11 protein-coding genes are annotated in these 17,199 nt (G+C 64.7%); 3 read left to right on the forward strand and 8 right to left on the reverse strand.

Annotated elements, in window-relative coordinates:
- Positions 1-13 precede the first annotated feature (13 nt).
- From LB552_RS07145 to tagH, 7 genes are all read right to left on the reverse strand, one after another.
- Entirely contained in the window at positions 14-2,449 is a 2,436-nt protein-coding gene (locus LB552_RS07145) for a M23 family metallopeptidase (protein WP_224603239.1), read from the reverse strand.
- Positions 2,446-2,934, reverse strand: coding sequence for a DUF1036 domain-containing protein (locus LB552_RS07150; protein WP_224603241.1), 489 nt, complete (start codon positions 2,932-2,934; stop codon positions 2,446-2,448). Before LB552_RS07150 ends, LB552_RS07145 begins: the two co-directional genes overlap by 4 nt.
- Before the next feature lie 11 nt (positions 2,935-2,945).
- Entirely contained in the window at positions 2,946-5,489 is a 2,544-nt protein-coding gene (locus LB552_RS07155) for a serine/threonine-protein kinase (protein WP_224603243.1), read from the reverse strand.
- Positions 5,486-6,265, reverse strand: a complete 780-nt coding sequence (locus LB552_RS07160; protein WP_224603245.1) for a PP2C family protein-serine/threonine phosphatase — start codon at positions 6,263-6,265, stop codon at positions 5,486-5,488. Before LB552_RS07160 ends, LB552_RS07155 begins: the two co-directional genes overlap by 4 nt.
- A 117-nt stretch (positions 6,266-6,382) precedes the next feature.
- The gene (gene tssM, locus LB552_RS07165; protein WP_224603254.1) at positions 6,383-9,910 is read right to left on the reverse strand and encodes a type VI secretion system membrane subunit TssM; all 3,528 of its coding nucleotides are present in this window, start codon (positions 9,908-9,910) and stop codon (positions 6,383-6,385) included.
- Complete coding sequence (tssL, locus tag LB552_RS07170; RefSeq protein WP_224603264.1) at positions 9,910-11,445, reverse strand: type VI secretion system protein TssL, long form; 1,536 nt, start codon at positions 11,443-11,445, stop codon at positions 9,910-9,912. Before tssL ends, tssM begins: the two co-directional genes overlap by 1 nt.
- Positions 11,446-11,741: 296 nt before the next feature.
- Positions 11,742-12,821, reverse strand: coding sequence for a type VI secretion system-associated FHA domain protein TagH (gene tagH, locus LB552_RS07175; RefSeq protein WP_224603266.1), 1,080 nt, complete (start codon positions 12,819-12,821; stop codon positions 11,742-11,744).
- Positions 12,822-13,128: 307 nt separating this feature from the next.
- Between tagH and tssI the strand changes: the two genes are divergently transcribed.
- The 3 genes from tssI to LB552_RS07190 are packed head-to-tail and all read left to right on the forward strand — an operon-like array spanning position 13,129 to position 16,247.
- Positions 13,129-15,453 carry a type VI secretion system tip protein TssI/VgrG gene (gene tssI, locus LB552_RS07180; protein ID WP_224603268.1) on the forward strand — a complete coding sequence of 775 codons (2,325 nt, stop codon included), beginning with the start codon at positions 13,129-13,131 and terminating at the stop codon, positions 15,451-15,453.
- A gap of 9 nt (positions 15,454-15,462) precedes the next feature.
- Positions 15,463-15,888, forward strand: a complete 426-nt coding sequence (locus LB552_RS07185; protein ID WP_140844102.1) for a DUF6484 domain-containing protein — start codon at positions 15,463-15,465, stop codon at positions 15,886-15,888.
- Positions 15,888-16,247 carry a hypothetical protein gene (locus tag LB552_RS07190; protein WP_140844104.1) on the forward strand — a complete coding sequence of 120 codons (360 nt, stop codon included), beginning with the start codon at positions 15,888-15,890 and terminating at the stop codon, positions 16,245-16,247. Before LB552_RS07185 ends, LB552_RS07190 begins: the two co-directional genes overlap by 1 nt.
- A gap of 45 nt (positions 16,248-16,292) precedes the next feature.
- Here the strand turns inward: LB552_RS07190 and LB552_RS07195 are convergent, their stop codons facing one another.
- Positions 16,293-17,198 (reverse strand): hypothetical protein, encoded by a 906-nt coding sequence (locus tag LB552_RS07195; protein ID WP_140844106.1) that lies wholly within the window; start codon positions 17,196-17,198, stop codon positions 16,293-16,295.
- Position 17,199: the final 1 nt, after the last annotated feature.

Below are 17,199 nucleotides of genomic sequence, written 5' to 3' on the forward strand. Positions count from 1 at the left end.
CAAAAGACCACGGTCAGCCGGGTCCCGGCGTATTCTGGATCGAACCTATCAGCGCGGCGATCGCCTGCTTGTATTTTTCGAATTCGGGAGACGTCTGCCGGATTTCGGTCGTGGTCGTCGCCGGCTGGCCTTGGTCGGTCACCACGCGCGGCACCTTCTGCCCCATTTTCCGCTCGGCCCAGTCCACGACATAACTGGCGGTCTTGCCGGTAAGGAACGGGTTGGCCTGGATGACGGCTGATCCCAGAACCGCGGTCAATTGCGACGAACCCGGCGCCGCCAGCACCTGATGCGCCCCTTCCATGCCGAGGAAATGGCAAAGATAGAGGCGACCGGCGGTGATCTGGTGGCCGCGGGCGCGCAGATAGGCTTCGCCTTCGCGCGCCAGGTTGCGCACCATCTCGCGCGACAGCGTCGCGTCGTAGCGGAGCGCCAAAAGGTCGGCGGTCGAAAGCGAGCGGGCGAGATCGGGACGATAGGTGTTCATCATGCGGATCCAGGTCTTGGAGATGAACTGGCCGGCGCCGGTCGCCGACGAAAGCGGGTTCTTGGCACGGGCGCTGCCGCCGCTTTCGACGTGCACGATCCGGTCGGTCAGCGTCTCGACGGCGGAATCGCCTGAGCCGCCGGAGCTGACGGAAACCGCGGTGGCGACCGAAGTGACCGTGCCCAGCGGATCGATGGCCTCGCCATTCTGATAGAGCTCGAAATGCAGATGCGGGCCGGTCGAAAGCCCTGTTGTGCCGATATAGCCGATGACGTCGCCGGCCTTCACCTTGGTGCCGACCCCGCTGGCGATGGCGAATTTCTGCATATGCGCATAACGCGTCTCGCGGCCGTTGGTATGCGTGATCTTCACCAGATTGCCATAGCCGCCGCCATCGCCCTGAAAGGAGATCGCGCCGTCGAAGGCGGCCACGATCGGCGTGCCGACCGGAGCCGCCCAGTCGACGCCCTTGTGGATTCGAACCGTGCCGAGGATCGGATGCTTGCGCGGGCCGAAGGTCGAGGTCATCACTCCGGCGACCGGTGTGACCATGCCGTTGGTGACGGTCAGCGATCGCACCTGATCGTCGCCCGTCACGCAGGCATACTGGCCGTCGCTCTGCTGGAAGACGAAACAGTCGAGGCTCTTTTGCGCGCCCTGGACGCCGACATAGAGCACCCGGCCGGAGATTTCGCCCTGGCCGCGCGGCGTCTGCGAGTAGATCAGCACCAGCCGCTGGTCCTCGCTGGCAAAGGCATCGAGATCCTGCCCCCGCGACAGATACATGATCGCCTCGCCGATGACGCTGGTCGGCACCTTGTTGCGCGCTGCCGTCGAATAGATCGCGTCGAGCAGGCGGTACTGCCGCTTGGGCCCGCCCTGGTCCGAGGCGCCGGAATAGTTGAAGAGGTCCTCGCGGACCCAGGGGTCGACGCCCGACACGAAGGCGCCGGCCGCATTGCGCGTCAGTGTGCCGACATAGACATTCTTGGCGTAGATCGAGACCTGCATCAGCGACATCATCGTCGTCTCGCGGTTCGGCCGGAGCCCGCGCATGGCCACCACAAAGCCGGGCTCCAGCCCGTCGCGCTTGAACAGCGTCTTCAGCGCCTCGCCCGCAAGCTTCGCGTCGTCGGCGGAGAAATGCGCGTCGAGCGCCACGCTGTCCAGGCTGCGGTCGTTGAGGATCTTCACGAAGGTATCCTCGGTCGCCTCGAAGCGCTGATACTCGCTGGCGACGGTCGCCACGGTCGTGTTGTTCTCGACCGCGGTCTTCTTGAAAGCCGGGAGCGCGGCTTCCCCCTGGTCGATGGTCTCGCCCCAGCCGGCCTCGGGATCGTCGGCGTCGGCCTTGGGCGCCGGGCCGGCGTCGCTCTCGTCAGGCGCCGCCTGGAGGTCGTTCTCGAGGTCGCCCTGGCCCTGTTGATCGTCGGGCGCCGCGGCCGGAGCGGGCGGTGCCGGTTGCGCGTCGTCGGGCGTCGCCGCCGATGGCTTGGAAGCGGCCTGCCGCTGCGCCTGGAAGAAGGCGAAATCCTCCTGCGTCGACGGGATCGTCGTCATGAACTTCTCGCTGGCGCTCAGCATCACGTCGGACAGGATCTCGATCTGCGGCGAAGCCCCGGAACTGTCGAGCTCAGCAGGGCGCGCGACGGTCTTGCCTTTCGTCGCGCTGTCGGCATCGGGCGCCAGCGTGATCCACATCGGATCGCCGGCGAGATCGATAATCGCCGGCACATAGACCGAGGCATCGGGCGGCACGTCTTCCATGCCCTCGACGGGATGCAGCTCCTCGTCCTCGTCGCCGAACGACCAATAGTCCTTGGTCAGGTAGAAGCCGGTGGCCAAAGCGACGACGGCGAGCGTTGCGGCCCCTGCAAGGATTCCGCGCCAGAGCTTGCGCCGGCGCTCGGCCAAGCGCGCCAGCTTTTTCTGTTTGAAGCTCGTGTCGATCGCGTGCGTCACGGGCTGTTTCCGGTCAGGAAATAGGTCCAGCGCACCTGCTCCAGCGTATCGACCTCGACGAAGCGCGCCGCGATATGGCCGCGCTGCCAGCACTCTTCGATGCCACGGATCGAAAAGCGCCGCCGGTCGATGCACATCTCGGTCGATCCGTTGAGAATCGCGTGGCCGAAGACGTCGGTCGCGTAGAGGTAGATATAGCGATTGGCCAGCTCCTCGCGGATGACGTTGACGCACTGGTTGGCGCCGATGGTCCACCAGCCGTCCGTCTGGTCGGCATTGTCGACTTTCTGTCCGACCGCGAGATTGACGACGTCGAGCGTCTGGTTGCAGACGGTGAATTCGGCATGCGCCTTGGCGGGCGAAAGGATCGAGAACAGCACCGCGCCGAGCAGCGCCGCAAGCGTCATGCGGCCCTGCAATCGGAGCCGGCTACGCTGCTTGCGTGGCGAGGGCTGGTCCAAATAACGCAGGCGGCGAAGGTCCATCGGCGTTCATGCTATCCGCCAAGCCGGAAATAGGTGGCCGTGGCGGAGAATTGCGATCCATCGGCCTCGATCTCCTCGAGGATCCTCGGCAAAAGCTCCGAGGCCGGCGTCGGTCTGGAGAACATGGCTGACTGGATGTCCTTGGGGCCGGTGATCACCAGCATGATCTGCGGCACCGCCTTGCCGGCTGCCTTGTCCGCGGCAGCGAGACCGATCGGGATGTTGAAGGTCACCTTATCGGTCTGCGGCACCATGCGATCGTCGAGATTGAAGGCGATGCCCTTGTGGTCGATCAGCATGATGTTCGAGACAAGCCCGCCGCCCGTATACAGCGCGCCGCTGACCGGCGATCCGTCGGGGACCGATGTCCGGTCGAGGACAAGCTGTGGCTTTTCAGCCGAGCTCCGGTCGAGGAAGCGAAGGAAGGTGGGCACGCCGCACTGCGGCGGGGTGATCAGGCGCACACTGATGTCCGGCTCGACGTGAAACCTGGACTGGAAATCATTGAGCAATTGTTCGAAGGGCTGCACCGCCGTTGCGTATCCCTCGATCGTCGGGGTGGCGCCAGGTCCGGAAGTGACGTTCGCGTAAAAACAGCTGCCGCCGCTGAAATCACGCACCCAGGAGCGCTGGTCGTTCCACTTGATCATGTCGTCTTCCGCTGAAGGAAGCGCCGGCTTGGGCACATTGATGGCAACGTCGGTGTTGTCGGGCTGCTTGGCCGCCGGTGTCTGCGCTTGCTGCGCTGGTTGTGCCGGCGCGATCGGCGTTTCCGGCTGACTAGGTGTTGGGGCCTGCGCCTTCGGCTCGGCCGGCGGAGGCGTCGGCTGCGTCGATGCCTGGCTTTGCGAAGCTGGAGGTGGGGAAGCCGCCGGCTTGGGCAACTTGGAAAGCATCTCCACGAGCTCTTTTACGCTCGGCTTGGCCGCCGCCGGACTTGCCTCCTGCGCCGGCTTGTTCTCAGCCGCCTGGCTCGGTTCCGGCGTCTTGGCTGCCGGCTTGCCTGCAGGCTGCGCCGGCTTGTGGCTTTCGGCGGCCGCTGGCGCGGGAGCTGGCGCAGGCTTCGGCGATTGCGCCGCCGGCGGTTGCGCCGGTTTGGTCTCGACCTGTGGGAGATGCGGTTGGCTGTTGGCCTCGCTCTCCGGCTGAGTGGCAGGCCGGGCCGGCCTCTCGACGGGCGTCTTTGCCTCCGCATCGGGTTGGACAGGCGGCTTCGCCGTCTCGATGGTGGCGGCGCCGTCAGGCTTGGGCGCCTGCGGCTGAGCCGCGGCCGGTGCCTGCGTCTGCGGTTTCGGCGCCTCCGGTGGCTGCGCCTCGGCCACCGGCTTGGCGGCTTCGGCGACCGGCTTCGGCGTCAGTGGCTTGGGTGTTACCGTTGCCGGCGGGGGCGCCAGGACACCGCTGAAATAAACGCCGCCCCCGACCAGCGCAGCGAGAGCCGCGACCCCGCCGACGATGGCGGGCAGGCGCGAAGTCTTTTTGGGCGCGGCCGGTGCGGGCGCTCTGGCCGGGGCGGCTGCCGGCGCGGGCCGTGGCTCCGACAGATATGCGGGACGCACATGCTCAACGAAGCGGGGCTCGCCGGGAGACGCCGGCGGCTGCGGTTTGGAATCCGGCAGCGCCGTCCAACCGGCGCGCGGCAGGCCGGAGCGTTCGTGTGCCCCAAACGACACCGGCGGCGGCAATGTCGCCTCGAGATCCTCGCCGCGCGAGGCCCTGGCAATCTCGGCCATGCTGGCCGGCCGGTCGCGCGGATCCGGCTGCAGCATGGCTTCGATCAGCTCGCGGAAATCGGGATCGATATCCGACAGGTCCGGCACCGCCCGGCGCTTTTCGATGACCTCATATTGCGACCCGCTCATGTCGAGCGGCTTTCCGCGCAGCGCCGCGGCCAGCACCAGGCCGAGGCTGTAGATGTCGGATTGCTCGCTGACCTCGCCGCCATAGAGGCCGAGCTGTTCGGGCGAGACGTAATTGTATTTGCCGGCGAACTTTCCGCCGATCAGCGTTTCTCCGCCGACAGTGGCCGACCGGGCGATGCCGAAATCGATGATCTTGGCGCGTTCCACCCGACCGCCGGGCAGGATGATGTTGTCCGGCGAGAGGTCGCGGTGGACAGCGCCTGCCTGGTGCACCGCGGCGAGCCCCGAGGCCAGGCGATGGCAAAGCCGGCGCACGTCGTCCCCCGGCATCGGCCCGCGCCGCATGATGTCGAACAGCGACTGGCCGTCCACGAACTCCATCGCAAGATAGGGACGGCCGATCCCCGGATCGATGGTGAAGACGTGGTAGCGCACCACCGCGTCGTGCGACAGATGGTTGAGGATCGATGCTTCCTTGCGGAACAGCGACAGGATCGTCTGGTCGCGGGCGAATTCGGGCAGCACGATCTTGATCGCCACATGGTCGCCGGTCTGGATGTTGTGGCCGCGATAGACTTCGCCCATGCCGCCGGAGGCGATCCTCTCGTCGAGTTCGTAGATGCCGCTGAGCTGCGTGCCGACACCCGTATAGGTGACGTTCGTCGACAGCCGTGTCTTGTCGTCGTCGCTCATCCGGCCAGCCCCGCCGCTGCGGACCGATCCGAATGGTGCGCGCCGCTCTGCCCGTCGCCGATCTTCACGAGTACGATAGTCACATTGTCGGTTCCGCCGCGCGCCAGCACGGTTTTCAAGAGGTTCTCGCATGCCGTCCGCGGCGTGGCGGATCTGACCGCGGCCTCGATCTCGGCGTCGCTGACATGCGCGGTCAATCCGTCGGTGCCCAGAACGAAGACATCGCCCGCCATCAGCTCGCCCTGCTGGAAATCGATCTCGAGCTCGTCGCTGACGCCGATCGCATGCGTGATCACGTTGCGGCGCGGCCAGACGCGCGCTTCCTCGGCGCTGATCATGCCGCGGTCGAGCAATTCCTGCACCTCGGTGTGATCCTTGGAAACCTGGAAGATCGAGCCGTTGCGGACGAGATAGATGCGGCTGTCGCCGGCCCACAGGCAGGCGAAGCGCCCATCCATGGCAAGCAGGGCCGCGAAAGTGGAGCCGATGGTGATGCCGCGCGAGCGCGATATGTTGCGGATCTCGGCATTGGCGCGGCTGAGCCTGTCCTCGAAGCGGGCACGAAGATCCGGCGCCGAGCTCGCAATTCCGATCGTCGCCAGATGGTCGACGATGCTGGCCGAGGCGACTTCGCCGGCCTCATGCCCGCCCATCCCGTCGGCCACCACCCACAGCCCGGTCTGCGGCTCGATGAGGTAATTGTCTTCGTTGTGGTCGCGCACGCAGCCCTTGTGGCTCACGCCGAAGCTGTCGATGGGGAGGGCGACAGTGCTCAATTTGCCACCAAGCGCTCAGCAGGCGTCCTCTGTGACCAGCCATGGGCCGCGTGCCCAGGCCACTCTGCCACAAGCGTATGTATTAGAGTACCGAAATGAAGGCTGGGACCGACCATCTCAGAACGCCTTCGGACAGCTGAAGCCGGACAAGGCCGGCAGCAGCAACGGATTGGCGCCCGAGCCGGCCTGGATGGTGTAGGCGACATCGCGTCCGCCGATCACGAAGCGCGCTTCGGTGTTGGCGCCGTCGCCAGTGACGGTTGCTTTGTCGAAAAGCCGCTTCAATGCCCATGGTCCTTCAAATTTGAGCGCGGACTCCCGACCGGGCATTTCCGGCACGAGGCTGAGGCTCGCCGATCCGGAAGCGGCGCCGCTTGGCCATGTCACGATGCTCGGCGCGTTGCCGGCCTGGGCGCTCTGGACCGTCTGCCCGTCGACGTCGAGCAAAGCACTGTCGACTTCGCTGTTCAATGAGGTGGGCGTTATGGTGATCGACACCGAGGGCACCGAGCCACCGGAAGGGAAAAAGGCGCTGCGGATTTCCGCCGCCGACTGGAACGCCTTCAAGGTCGACTTGGCCAGGTCGCGGCTGGAACGGGCGTCCTGCTTCCAAGTCCACTCCTGGCCGGTCATGTCGATCAGCGGCGCGAGGTTCTGCGCGAAGAACCGGTCCATCAGGCCGCCCGGGGCGAACAGCTTGGTGAAATCCGCCATCGAGATCTCGTCGGTGCCGTCGCGTGTGAAGGGATAGCGGCCGTTGACTGCCTCCTCGCAGACGCGCGTCACCGTCTGGTCGAGGCTCTGGTTGAGGTTGGCGACGGAGGCCTCGGCGACATTGCCTTCGAGTTCGTCCGCCGCCGCGTTGACCATGCGCGCCAGCGGCTTGGGCAGGCGGGAGACATTGGCCCTTAGCGTCGAGATCTGCAGCTGCAAATTGGCGTTGACGCGCTCGGTCTGCGTGGGGACATCGGCCGCGAGCTTCAGGCTCTGGAAGATGTCGTGGAAGTTCTGTGTCAGCGCATCGAGCGGCCGGCGCCCGGCGGCTCCGCCGACGAGCGCCTGGAACGAGCGGAACTGCGCCTCGACGCTCGCGCCGGCATTCTGCACGACGGCCGAGCTAGCGCCGGCGCGGCTCTGCGACTTGCCGCCGGCGATCTGCAGGCCGATGCGGGCCAGCCCCTTGGCCATGCTGGCGGGGTCCTGCTGCGCCGTGCCGATATCGCCGTCGGCGCCGCTATCCTTCGTCAATGCGGTTTCATCGGCGATCGCGGTGAAGAGCTGGTCGAGCGGCGAGTCCGGCGCGGCGAGGGCGGAGAGCGCCAGATATTGCGGCTTGTCCTTCAGCATAGCCTTGAGCTTCAGCTGGTCGAGCACGCCGTTCCAGGCGGCGGCGAATTCCTTGCCGTAGCGGTCGATGAGCTCGGGACCGAGCCTGGGCAGGTCCTGGTCGATGCCGCCCTGTTCGCCGCCGCCGCCGAGCACCCATTGGTCGTCGACGAGCATCTGCGCGATGCGCGAGAGCTGCGGCAGGAAGAAGCGATTGAACCCGGCGCGCGTGTAAAGACCGGGGACCTGAAGATCGGCGAGCTCGCTGCCATCCGTGCGCTCGAACACCAGCTGCGCTTCCGGACCGGCTTTCGCGGCGATGGAGAAATCCCGCAGCTTCGCCGCGTAGACCGCCGACCTGATCTGTGCCGAGGCGCGGTCGGCGAGGCTCATGCGTCCGAGCGAGCGCTGCGCGGCCTCGACCAGCGGCTGGTTTAGCTCGAAGGTTGGATCGTAGGCGTCGTCGAGCGTAAGCATGGCGCGCAGATGCTTTTCGAGCTGCGCCCGGCCTTCGCGATTGTTCTCGCCGGGGTAGCGGTTCTCCTCCCAGTCCTGCTTCATCCAGGAGACGATCAACTCGTCGTCGACCTTCGGCGCCTTGCCGCCCAGCATCAGGTAGATCTTGAGCGGCTCGTAAAGCGCGATCGGATCGGCCATCCTGGCCTGGATCGTCCGTTCCGCCTGAACCAGCAGCCGCGAGCGGAAGGTCCGCTCCAGCGCCTGCCGGTAGGCCGCCTTGGAAGCCGACAGCAGCCGCTCGCGCTGGCTGAGCCCGAACGTCTCCTCGATCGGCTTTCCCTGGTCGCTATTTTCGAACCCGGCCGGCAGGTTGCGCAGCTGGTCGAGCGGACCGATGACGTTTTCGAGGTCGACGTCCGTCACCGTGGTGCTCTTGAGCAGGCTATCGGCGCTGTCGCGATAATGCGCCATGGCTTGGCGTGTGGAAGCGATCAGCGCCTTGTTGGCGAAGAAGCTGAGGCCAAGCATGCCGAGCGCCGCGAATGCCGCCAGCGCGATTGCGGCCAGGCCGCCGAACCTGGCGAGCCTGATGCGGCGTTCGGCCGCCCGATCGAACGACACCCAACCCGATTCCGGGAAGATCACATTGGCCAGCAGGTCGTGCAGGAAGAAGCTCTTGCCGGCGCCGGAAAGATGCGCCTGCGAGGCACTGCCGAAACTGCGGCCGATCGCGCCCAGCACCTGGTCGAAGGGTGTGCCTTCCTGGGTGCCCGACGAGAAATAGAGCCCGCGCAGGCTGACATTGACCTGCGACCTCGATGTGTCGAACAGGCTGCCGACAAACTGCGTTATCCGGTTCTTCAGCGTGCCGAACTGGGCGGGGAAGCCGAACAGCGCGATCCGCGCCACCGGGTCGGGCTCTTCTTGCAAGCGATCGGCGACTTCTTCGGCGAGCCGCTTCGCCAGCTCGTCGAAGGCTGCGGGCGCCTCGCCGGCCATGTTTTTGGTGCGGTCGGCGGTCTGGAACGTCGCGCCCCACACCTTGCGCCTGCGCGCCTCATCGAAATCGCCGAAATAATCCATGAAGCCGCAGATGAGATCGGCCTTGGTGAAGAGCAGATAGACCGGGAACTGGACCTTCAGCGTCTCGTGCAGCTCGCGCAGGCGGCTCCTGATCTCGGTGACATGCGCATCGAGCTGCCGGTCGTCGAAGCCGATCAGGTCGGCAAGGCTGATGGCGAGGATCACGCCGTTGATCGGTTGCCTGGTGCGGTGCTTCTTGAGCAGTCCCAGGAAGGCGAGCCAGCTTGCCTTGTCGCGCTCGCGGTCCGATTCCTGCGTCGTATAGCGGCCGGCTGTGTCGATCAGCACCGCCTCGTCGGTGAACCACCAGTCGCAGGATCGCGTGCCGCCGACGCCGGCCAGCGGCTGCGCGCTGCCGGAGCCGGCAAGCGGGAACTTCAGCCCGGAATTGACCAGCGCCGTCGTCTTGCCGGCGCCTGGCGGGCCGATGATGATGTACCAGGGAATATCATAGAGGAAATTGCGCTTGCCGCTCATCCGCTTCAGCGTCGCGATGGCTTCGCTCATGCGCGCTTCAAGTACCTGCGAATCGTCGTTGCGCTCATCGCTGCGCACGATGGCCGTTTCGAGCGCCTTTTGCGCCTTGCGCCGCCGCCAGAAGCGGACCCCGTAGAACAGCGCAAGCACCGCAACGGTGACGCCGATGATGGTGGCCCTGAGCCACACAGGCCCAAGCGGGCGCGTATCGGCGAAGCGGATCAGCGGCCCGGCATACCAGACCGCCGCCGAGAAACCGGCAAGCGCAGCCAGGCTGAAGATCCGCAGCATCCAGCGCATCAGTCGCCGTTCTCCGCCGCCGCGCTCGTCTGCAAGGTCTCCTGTTTCGGGATCATCACATCGACGCGGCGGTTCCTGGCGCGGCCTTCCGCAGTGCCATTGTCGGCGATCGGTTCATCCTCGCCCCTGCCGTCGGCGGTCAGCCGCGACGGGTCCTTCAACTGCTTGGCCATCATCGCCTGGACGGCCTTCGCCCGGGCAACGGAAAGATCGAAATTCGATTTGAACGTGCTCGATTTCTTCGGCTTCACATTGTCGGTGTGGCCGATGATATTAATGGGCCCCGGTTCAGCATCGAGCGCCGTGGCGACGTCGGCGGCGACAGGCTGGAACTGCGGCTTCAGCTCCGCCTGGCCGGGCGCAAACAAAAGCTGGTTATTGATCTCGACGACGATGAACTCGCCCTTCTCGCCGACGCTCAGTCCCCCGCCGGCGATCTCCTTGGCAAGTGCGGCGCGGATGCGGTCGATCTGGGTGGTGTCCGGAACCGCGGGCGGCGGCGGGCTGGGTTGCGCGGGCTCAGTGGGCGCCGCCACGCTGGCGCGCTCGATGGTGACGGGCGTCGACGGGTTGAGCGCCAGCAATTCGCCGGCGGTCGCGTCGCCTTCGTCGGTGATCAGCATCCGCAGCCCGAAGAAGGCCGCTGTCACCAGCGTCGCCGCGGCGGCCGCTGCCGCCCAGAGCGGCAGCCGCGCCCTTGCCTTCGGCAGCGCCGCCGCCATGCCTTGCCAGCGTGGCGAGATGTCATCATTGGCGCGGGGTTTGAAGTAGCGCAGCGTGTCGTAGACGTCGCGCCGGACGCGTTCGAGCATGTTTCGTTCGCCTGTCAGCCCCCGATACTGGCCTTCGAAGCCGAGCGACAGGCAGGCATGCATCAGTTCGAGCAGGTCGTAATGCGCTTCCGGCCTCGCGAGAATCTTGTTCAACGCTCCATAGAAGCCCGTGCCCGTCGGTTGGGTGTGGAAGAACCGCGCCGCCATGCTGTGCTGAAGCCAGCTGTCCTTGTCCGGCCAAGGTAGATTGCCGACGAGGTCGTCGGCGGTTTCGCAAAGGGCGAACTTGGCGATGCGTGCGTCTTCCTCGGCTACGCCGGCTTTGGCGATCGCGCGGTCGAAGGTCTCGATCGCGTCGGCGATACGCTCCGCCAAGGGTGCGGCTTGCCGTTCGACCGGCATCAGCCGCAATTGGCCGAAGAGCATCAGCAGCGGCGCCGCCGCGGCAAGGATCGGATTTGTCGCGGCATATCGCACGCCCTCGGCGGCGGCGAGCACGGCGTCCTGCGGCAGCCCCGGCGTCGCATTGTCCACCGCTCCCGGGGCGGGCCCCTGAAACAGCACGGTTCCGGACGACCAACCGGTTGGCATCTGTCGGCCGCCGCCGGGGTCGAACACTGTCGCCTCGCGGGCAGGCGATGGAGCAGGACGTGCGCCTTCCGGACCGGATCTCTCGGGAGCCGCAAGCGGCTTCTGCTTCGGCCGCGGCGCGCGGATGACGGTTCTATCCGCCGACCTGGAAGGATCGTCCTTGGAACTCATCGGCGACGACCCGCCTTCGAATTGCAATGAGCAGGTTTTGGCCCGGGGAAACGCGTTCCAGCCTGAGCCTCAGCGGCGGGCCGCATGGACAGGCTCATCTTGCCGAAACATGACATTGCTGCACACGCCCCAAGCCACGCCGCTTTGCCCGCCGGGCAAGCGTCCCTGGGCATTCTAGTCGCCCGGATACCCAATTGAAACGGCCCGTCGATTGAAATCGGAGAGCAAGATGCTCGAAGAGGCGGCTTCTTCTATGAGACCCGTCACATACGGTTGGCGAGGTGTGTGCCGTGCGGCTATTTCTGCTTGTCGGCCTTGGCATAGGCTTCGGCGAAATAGGCGAGGAAGACATCCAGCATGCCGTTCTCGTGCTTGTCTTCCATCGTCCGCCAGGTCGCGACAAGCGCATCCCAGGCCTGGCTCTTTCTGGACGAGAAGGACGCCGGCGGGATCTTTTTGGCGATCGCTTCCGGCGACAGGTCGTCAAGCAGCCTGGACAGCGCGGCCTGCATGGCGGCGTAGGTCGCGATCTCATGGGTCTTCAGGTCGCGGAACGCATCCTCGACGCTGCGCCTGGCATCGAGATAGCCGGCTCTGCGCTTGGCGAACATGATCTCCAATATGTCGTCGGTACCCGGCACGAATTTCAGCGGGTTGTTGTCCTCGGCGCCGATCATCGTGCGGTGCGAGCTCTTGGCGAGCACCTTTGCCGTCGCGCGCGCCTTGAGCAGCAGGGATAGCTGCTCGACCGTGGTCCTCAGCACGGAGCCGATCTCGGCCGCGACATCGTGCGGGTCGCGCGACTGCAGCAATTCAGGCGCGATGCCCGCCGCCCTGGCGATCTCCCGCAGCATCGCGTCCGCTTCCGCCGGCCGATTGGCCGGGGCCGCCGGACCGGGCTGCAGGGCCGACGATCTGGAGACTGGCGCCGTCCCGGTCGGGCGCTGTTCCGCCGGACTGAAGAACGGCTCATGGCTGGGAACCGACGGGCCGCCGGGCGAGGGCGGCAGCTCGCGCTGCGTCGATCCCGTCCTGGTCTGCGGATGTCCGGTCGCGGCCCGTTCGTCTTCGATTGAAACGCCGACGACGTAGCAGCCGATCAGCAGCCGGTCGCCTTGGGCTAGCCGATGCGGTCCGCTCATGCGCTGGCTGGACCCGTTGACGAAAGTGCCGTTGCGCGAGACATCGTAGAGCCAGAACGAACCCGCCTGGTAGCGGACCTCGCAGTGCCGGCCCGAAATGAACTTGTCCGGATCGGACAACGTCCAGTCGCAATTCTCGCGGCCGATCTCGAAACTGCGATCGCGGGCGGCATAGCTGGCGGCAGTGCCGGCCGGCAGCCTGTCGACATTGCTGATCTGGAGCGAGATGAACATCCGGAAACGTCGCCCAACTTGGTCAACAAATGCTTATTTTCCGCGCAGTTCCAGGCGGAAACGCCAACGCAGCCTTCCTAGAATTGCCTTGGCATTCTAGCAGCTTGCGAGCGCGGCGGGAGAGCTGCGTTTCACACCGGCGCATGGGGCGGTTTAGCCACGGCTGTTATTTGGCGGCCGCCAAACATGTGCTAGGCTGAAAGTGGTCCGGTGCGGTGGGCGTGAAAAGTTCCCGAACGTGATGCGATTAACATAGCGGGGGCTTCAATCCATCATACTGGCGGCCGCGTCCAGGAGGGGCACGACCATGCCGAACGAACGCGCCACGGTTGTGCAGACGCCGGCGGGCGCCGACCTGACCTTCACCCATCTCATCGGCCGCGATGAGATCAGCCGCTGTTTTGCTTATACGGTCGGCTTCGTCTCGAAGAACCGCGACATCGACCCGTTGAAGATGCTGGGCGGCGTCGTTTCGGTCGAGGGCGAATCCGATCCGAAGCGCTGGTTCAGCGGCCTCGTGTCGGATTTCAAGCTGACCCGCATCGAGGACCGGCTGGCCTTCTACGAGGCAACCGTGAGGCCATGGCTCTGGTTCCTTGGCAACACCACCGATTGCCGCATCTTCCAGAACATGACCGCGGTCGAGATCGTCGAAAAGATATTCTCGAAATACGGCATCGCCAAATTCGAGAAGCGGCTGCAGGGGTCCTATCCCCAGCGCGAATATTGCGTCCAGTACGACGAGAGCGATCTCGATTTCGTGCAGCGACTGCTCGAGCACGAAGGCATCTTCTATTTCTTCGAGCACGACGAGGGCAAGCACACGCTCATCCTCTGTGACGCGATGAGCAAGCTGAAGCCGGCGCCCGGTTACGAGAAGGTGCTTTACAATTTCGAGGGCCAGGCCTCGCGGCGCGATGTCGAATACATCACCGAGTGGATTCCGGGCAGCGCGGTGCGGCCGGGCGCCTATGCCCACACCGACTATGATTTCGAGAAGCCCGGCGCCGACCTGATGTCGAAGTCCGCCCAGCCCTTCGCCCACAAGGAGGCCTCGGGTGAGAACTATCGCCAGCCCGGCGCGCATCTCGATGTCGGGCGCGGCGACAAGATCGCCGGGATCCGCCGCGAGGAGCTTCAGGCCGTGCATCAGCACAGCACGGCGGTGGGTACCGTGCGCGGTCTTTTTTCCGGCTGCAAGTTCACGCTTGAAAGCTTTCCGCGCGACGACCAGAACCAGGACTATCTGGTGGTCAGCGCCGAATACCGGCTGTTCGACCCGGGTTACCGCACCCAGAACGAGGCCCACAGCGAGAATTTCAAGGTGGTGCTCGGCGTTGCCCCCACCAAATTGCCCTATCGCCCGGCGCGCATCACGCCGCGGCCGATCATGCGCGGCCCGCAGACCGCGACCGTCGTCGGCCCTTCGGGCGAGGAGATCTTCACCGACAAATATGCGCGGGTGAAAGTGCAGTTCCACTGGGACCGGCTCGGCAAGAAGGACCAAAACTCCTCCTGTTTCGTGCGCGTCTCGCAGACCTGGGCCGGCAGCAACTGGGGCTTCATCCAGATCCCTCGCATCGGCCAGGAGGTCATCGTCGATTTCATCGAAGGCGATCCGGACCTGCCGATCATCACCGGCCGCGTCTACAACGCCTCGCAGATGCCGCCCTATGGGCTGCCCGGCAACGCCACGCAGTCCGGCTGGAAGTCGAATTCCTCGAAAGGCGGCGGCGGTTACAACGAGCTGATGTTCGAGGACAAGGCCGGCTCCGAGCTGGTCAACTTCCAGGCCCAGAAGGACCACCATCTGCTGATCAAGCACGACCGCAACAAGACGGTCCAGCACGACCAGTCCGACCGCATCGACCACGACGCCAAGCACTCCGTCGGCCACAACCTCGACGAGGACGTCGGCAACAACAAGACGGTCAAGATCGGCGTCGACCAGACAACGAACATCGGCAGCAACGACACCGAGACGGTGGGCAAGAACCGCTCGCTGACAGTGATGGCGAACGAGACCATCCATGTCGTCGCGAATTCGACCGAGAACATCGACGCCAACCATTCCCAGACGGTGGGGCTAGTGCAGACGGTCACGGTGGGCGCGGCGCGTGTGGATACGGTGGGGGCGGCTGAAGCGCGAACTGTCGGCGCTTCGCAGACGAACACGATTGGGGCGACACGGTCGGTCACTGTGGGGTCGGCGCAGAGCCACCAAATTGGTGCCGACGACAGCTGGAACATCGCGTCAAATCAGGACGTGACGATCGGCGGCGGCCAAACCGTCAACATCGCCGGCGATCAGAAGTCGAAGATCGGCAAGGGAAGGCGTGCCGAAATCGCCGCCGACGACGGAACCAAGGTGGGGGGCGCCTACGAGTTGCGGATCGCCAAAGGGAGCATGGTTCAAATCGGCGAGGACGGAAAGATAAATGTCGGCAAGACATTCCTGATCGAGGCCGGCGATTCGATTGCCCTCAAATGCGGCTCCGCAGCGATTACGATGAAGAAAGACGGCACCATAACCATCGAAGGCAACGACATCTCCATCAAGGGCTCCGGCAAGATCAATGTTAAGGCCTCGAGCGACATCACGATGAAGGGGTCAGAGATAAAGCAGAACTGAGGGCTGGCCATGGCGGTGACAAAAGAACGGATTGATGGCGTTGTGATCGGCATTTTCCTGGGCTTCGGTGAGGATTCCCCCCTTGTGGTTTTCCCGGGCAATCCAAAGGAAACTGCCGTGTCGGCGCGAAGCCTCGCGGAATTGACCTCGGACATGATCGGCGCCGAGGTGGCACTGCTCTTCCAGGAGGGCGATCCAGGCCGGCCGCTGATTGTCGGGCGGATTGTTGACCCCGCGCATAAATCTGATGCGCCGCACGTGGTTCGGGACGGAGAACGTGTGAGGATCAACGCAAATGAGCGCATTGAACTTCGCTGCGGAAAGGCCACGATCATCATGGAAAAAGACGGACGCATCACGATCCGCGGCACCTACGTAACGAGCCATGCCAGCGCAACCAACCGTGTTCGTGGGGCATCGGTGAATCTCAACTGATGCCCAAGGTTGTCCTGCGCGAGATCGTGCGTCAGCACGCGGAAATGGCGGCGTTTCTTTGGACCGTCTATGACCATCATTTGCTGCATCCCGACGAGAATCCCGATATGGACGAGGAGCGGCTCGAGCGCCTTGTCGAAAGGCTGGATGCTCATCTCGATGGCCTCCGGACCGCCGGCGATGCCGGACGGGAAATTGCTGAGGCCCTCTATGCCGAGTATCCCGAAGCGGGAGAGATGTTCGTCTTGCGCATGCTGATCGACGGCGCGCCGAAACGCGTTGCCGACCTCGACCTTGCCAAGGTGCGAGCGTACCTGTCGCAGAACGGCCATCAGTCTGGTGAGACGTCCGTAGTGTGAACCTCGTCTGCGGAGGTAAAGAAATACTGCCCCCGCTGGGCAGTTTCAGATAAGTCGAAGGCCGTCATCGTAGACAAGAGTCAGCGTCTTCCATCTGCGGCCATCGAACCGCCACGCCGTGTCGATGCCGGCGACGTACAGGAACTCGCCATCCGTGCGGAGGTCTGAGGCAATGCCGGTGTCCTCGAATGGCAGAAGCGCGTTGGCCTTTTCGATGTTCAGCCCGGCCTCGTCGCCCCAATAGGCATTGCCATTGAAGGTTCGCACGGAGAGATAAGTCATGTCGGCGGTAGCGGTTATCTCGGTTATTTCGTCATTTGCAATTCGAAGGCAGACGCCGTCATCGCCGGCGACCCTGATCTTGCCGTCAGGCGCGACGTCGATACCGCGCAACTGATCGTGCCGGTGTGTTTCCAAGGACTGCCAGCCTGCACCCATCAGGCGGTGGAGAGTGCCCATCTCACCGCATGCATAGATGCCGTGCTTGCGGTGTCCATGAATATCCAAGTACTCGTTGGATCCGAGCGGCGTAATCGCCTGCCATCGCGGCCCAACGAGCCGGAAGGCCACGCCGTCCGTGCCAACCGTGATCGGCCCTCCGGCATCCTCTGCCCAGACCTGCCTGAGGCTTTTGTCGCTGACTTTGTCACGTGTCCAAGTCGTACCAGCGTATCGCCAGATCCAGGTGGTCGCCTCAAGTGCGAACAACTCGCCAGAAGGCGCGGCTGAGAGCGCCATCAGCCATTCAGACGTTACCAGGGCACCACGGGATTTCTTGGGGTCGAAATTCTCGACGACGAAAATCACCGAGACAGTGGTGACGTAGTCGGCATCGCTGAGCAGGAACAGGATGGCCACTTTGTTGCCGCTCAACGGCGCAACCTGCAGGCATTCGATGTCGGTGTCCGGATCGGTTGCGAATCCCTCGAGGTCTTCTTTGTCCATCTTCATT

It is taken from the genome of Mesorhizobium sp. CA7 (assembly GCF_020165015.1).
Taxonomy (GTDB): domain Bacteria; phylum Pseudomonadota; class Alphaproteobacteria; order Rhizobiales; family Rhizobiaceae; genus Mesorhizobium.

Excerpts from the sequence above, each read along its gene's own strand:
- tssL (WP_224603264.1), bottom strand. The coding sequence starts at position 11,445 with ATGAGTTCCAAGGACGATCCTTCCAGGTCGGCGGATAGAACCGTCATC.
- tagH (WP_224603266.1), bottom strand. The coding sequence starts at position 12,821 with ATGTTCATCTCGCTCCAGATCAGCAATGTCGACAGGCTGCCGGCCGGC.
- LB552_RS07185 (WP_140844102.1), top strand. The coding sequence starts at position 15,463 with ATGGCGGTGACAAAAGAACGGATTGATGGCGTTGTGATCGGCATTTTC.
- tssM (WP_224603254.1), bottom strand. The coding sequence starts at position 9,910 with ATGCGCTGGATGCTGCGGATCTTCAGCCTGGCTGCGCTTGCCGGTTTC.
- LB552_RS07195 (WP_140844106.1), bottom strand. The coding sequence starts at position 17,198 with ATGAAGATGGACAAAGAAGACCTCGAGGGATTCGCAACCGATCCGGAC.
- LB552_RS07155 (WP_224603243.1), bottom strand. The coding sequence starts at position 5,489 with ATGAGCGACGACGACAAGACACGGCTGTCGACGAACGTCACCTATACG.
- LB552_RS07190 (WP_140844104.1), top strand. The coding sequence starts at position 15,888 with ATGCCCAAGGTTGTCCTGCGCGAGATCGTGCGTCAGCACGCGGAAATG.
- LB552_RS07150 (WP_224603241.1), bottom strand. The coding sequence starts at position 2,934 with ATGGACCTTCGCCGCCTGCGTTATTTGGACCAGCCCTCGCCACGCAAG.
- tssI (WP_224603268.1), top strand. The coding sequence starts at position 13,129 with ATGCCGAACGAACGCGCCACGGTTGTGCAGACGCCGGCGGGCGCCGAC.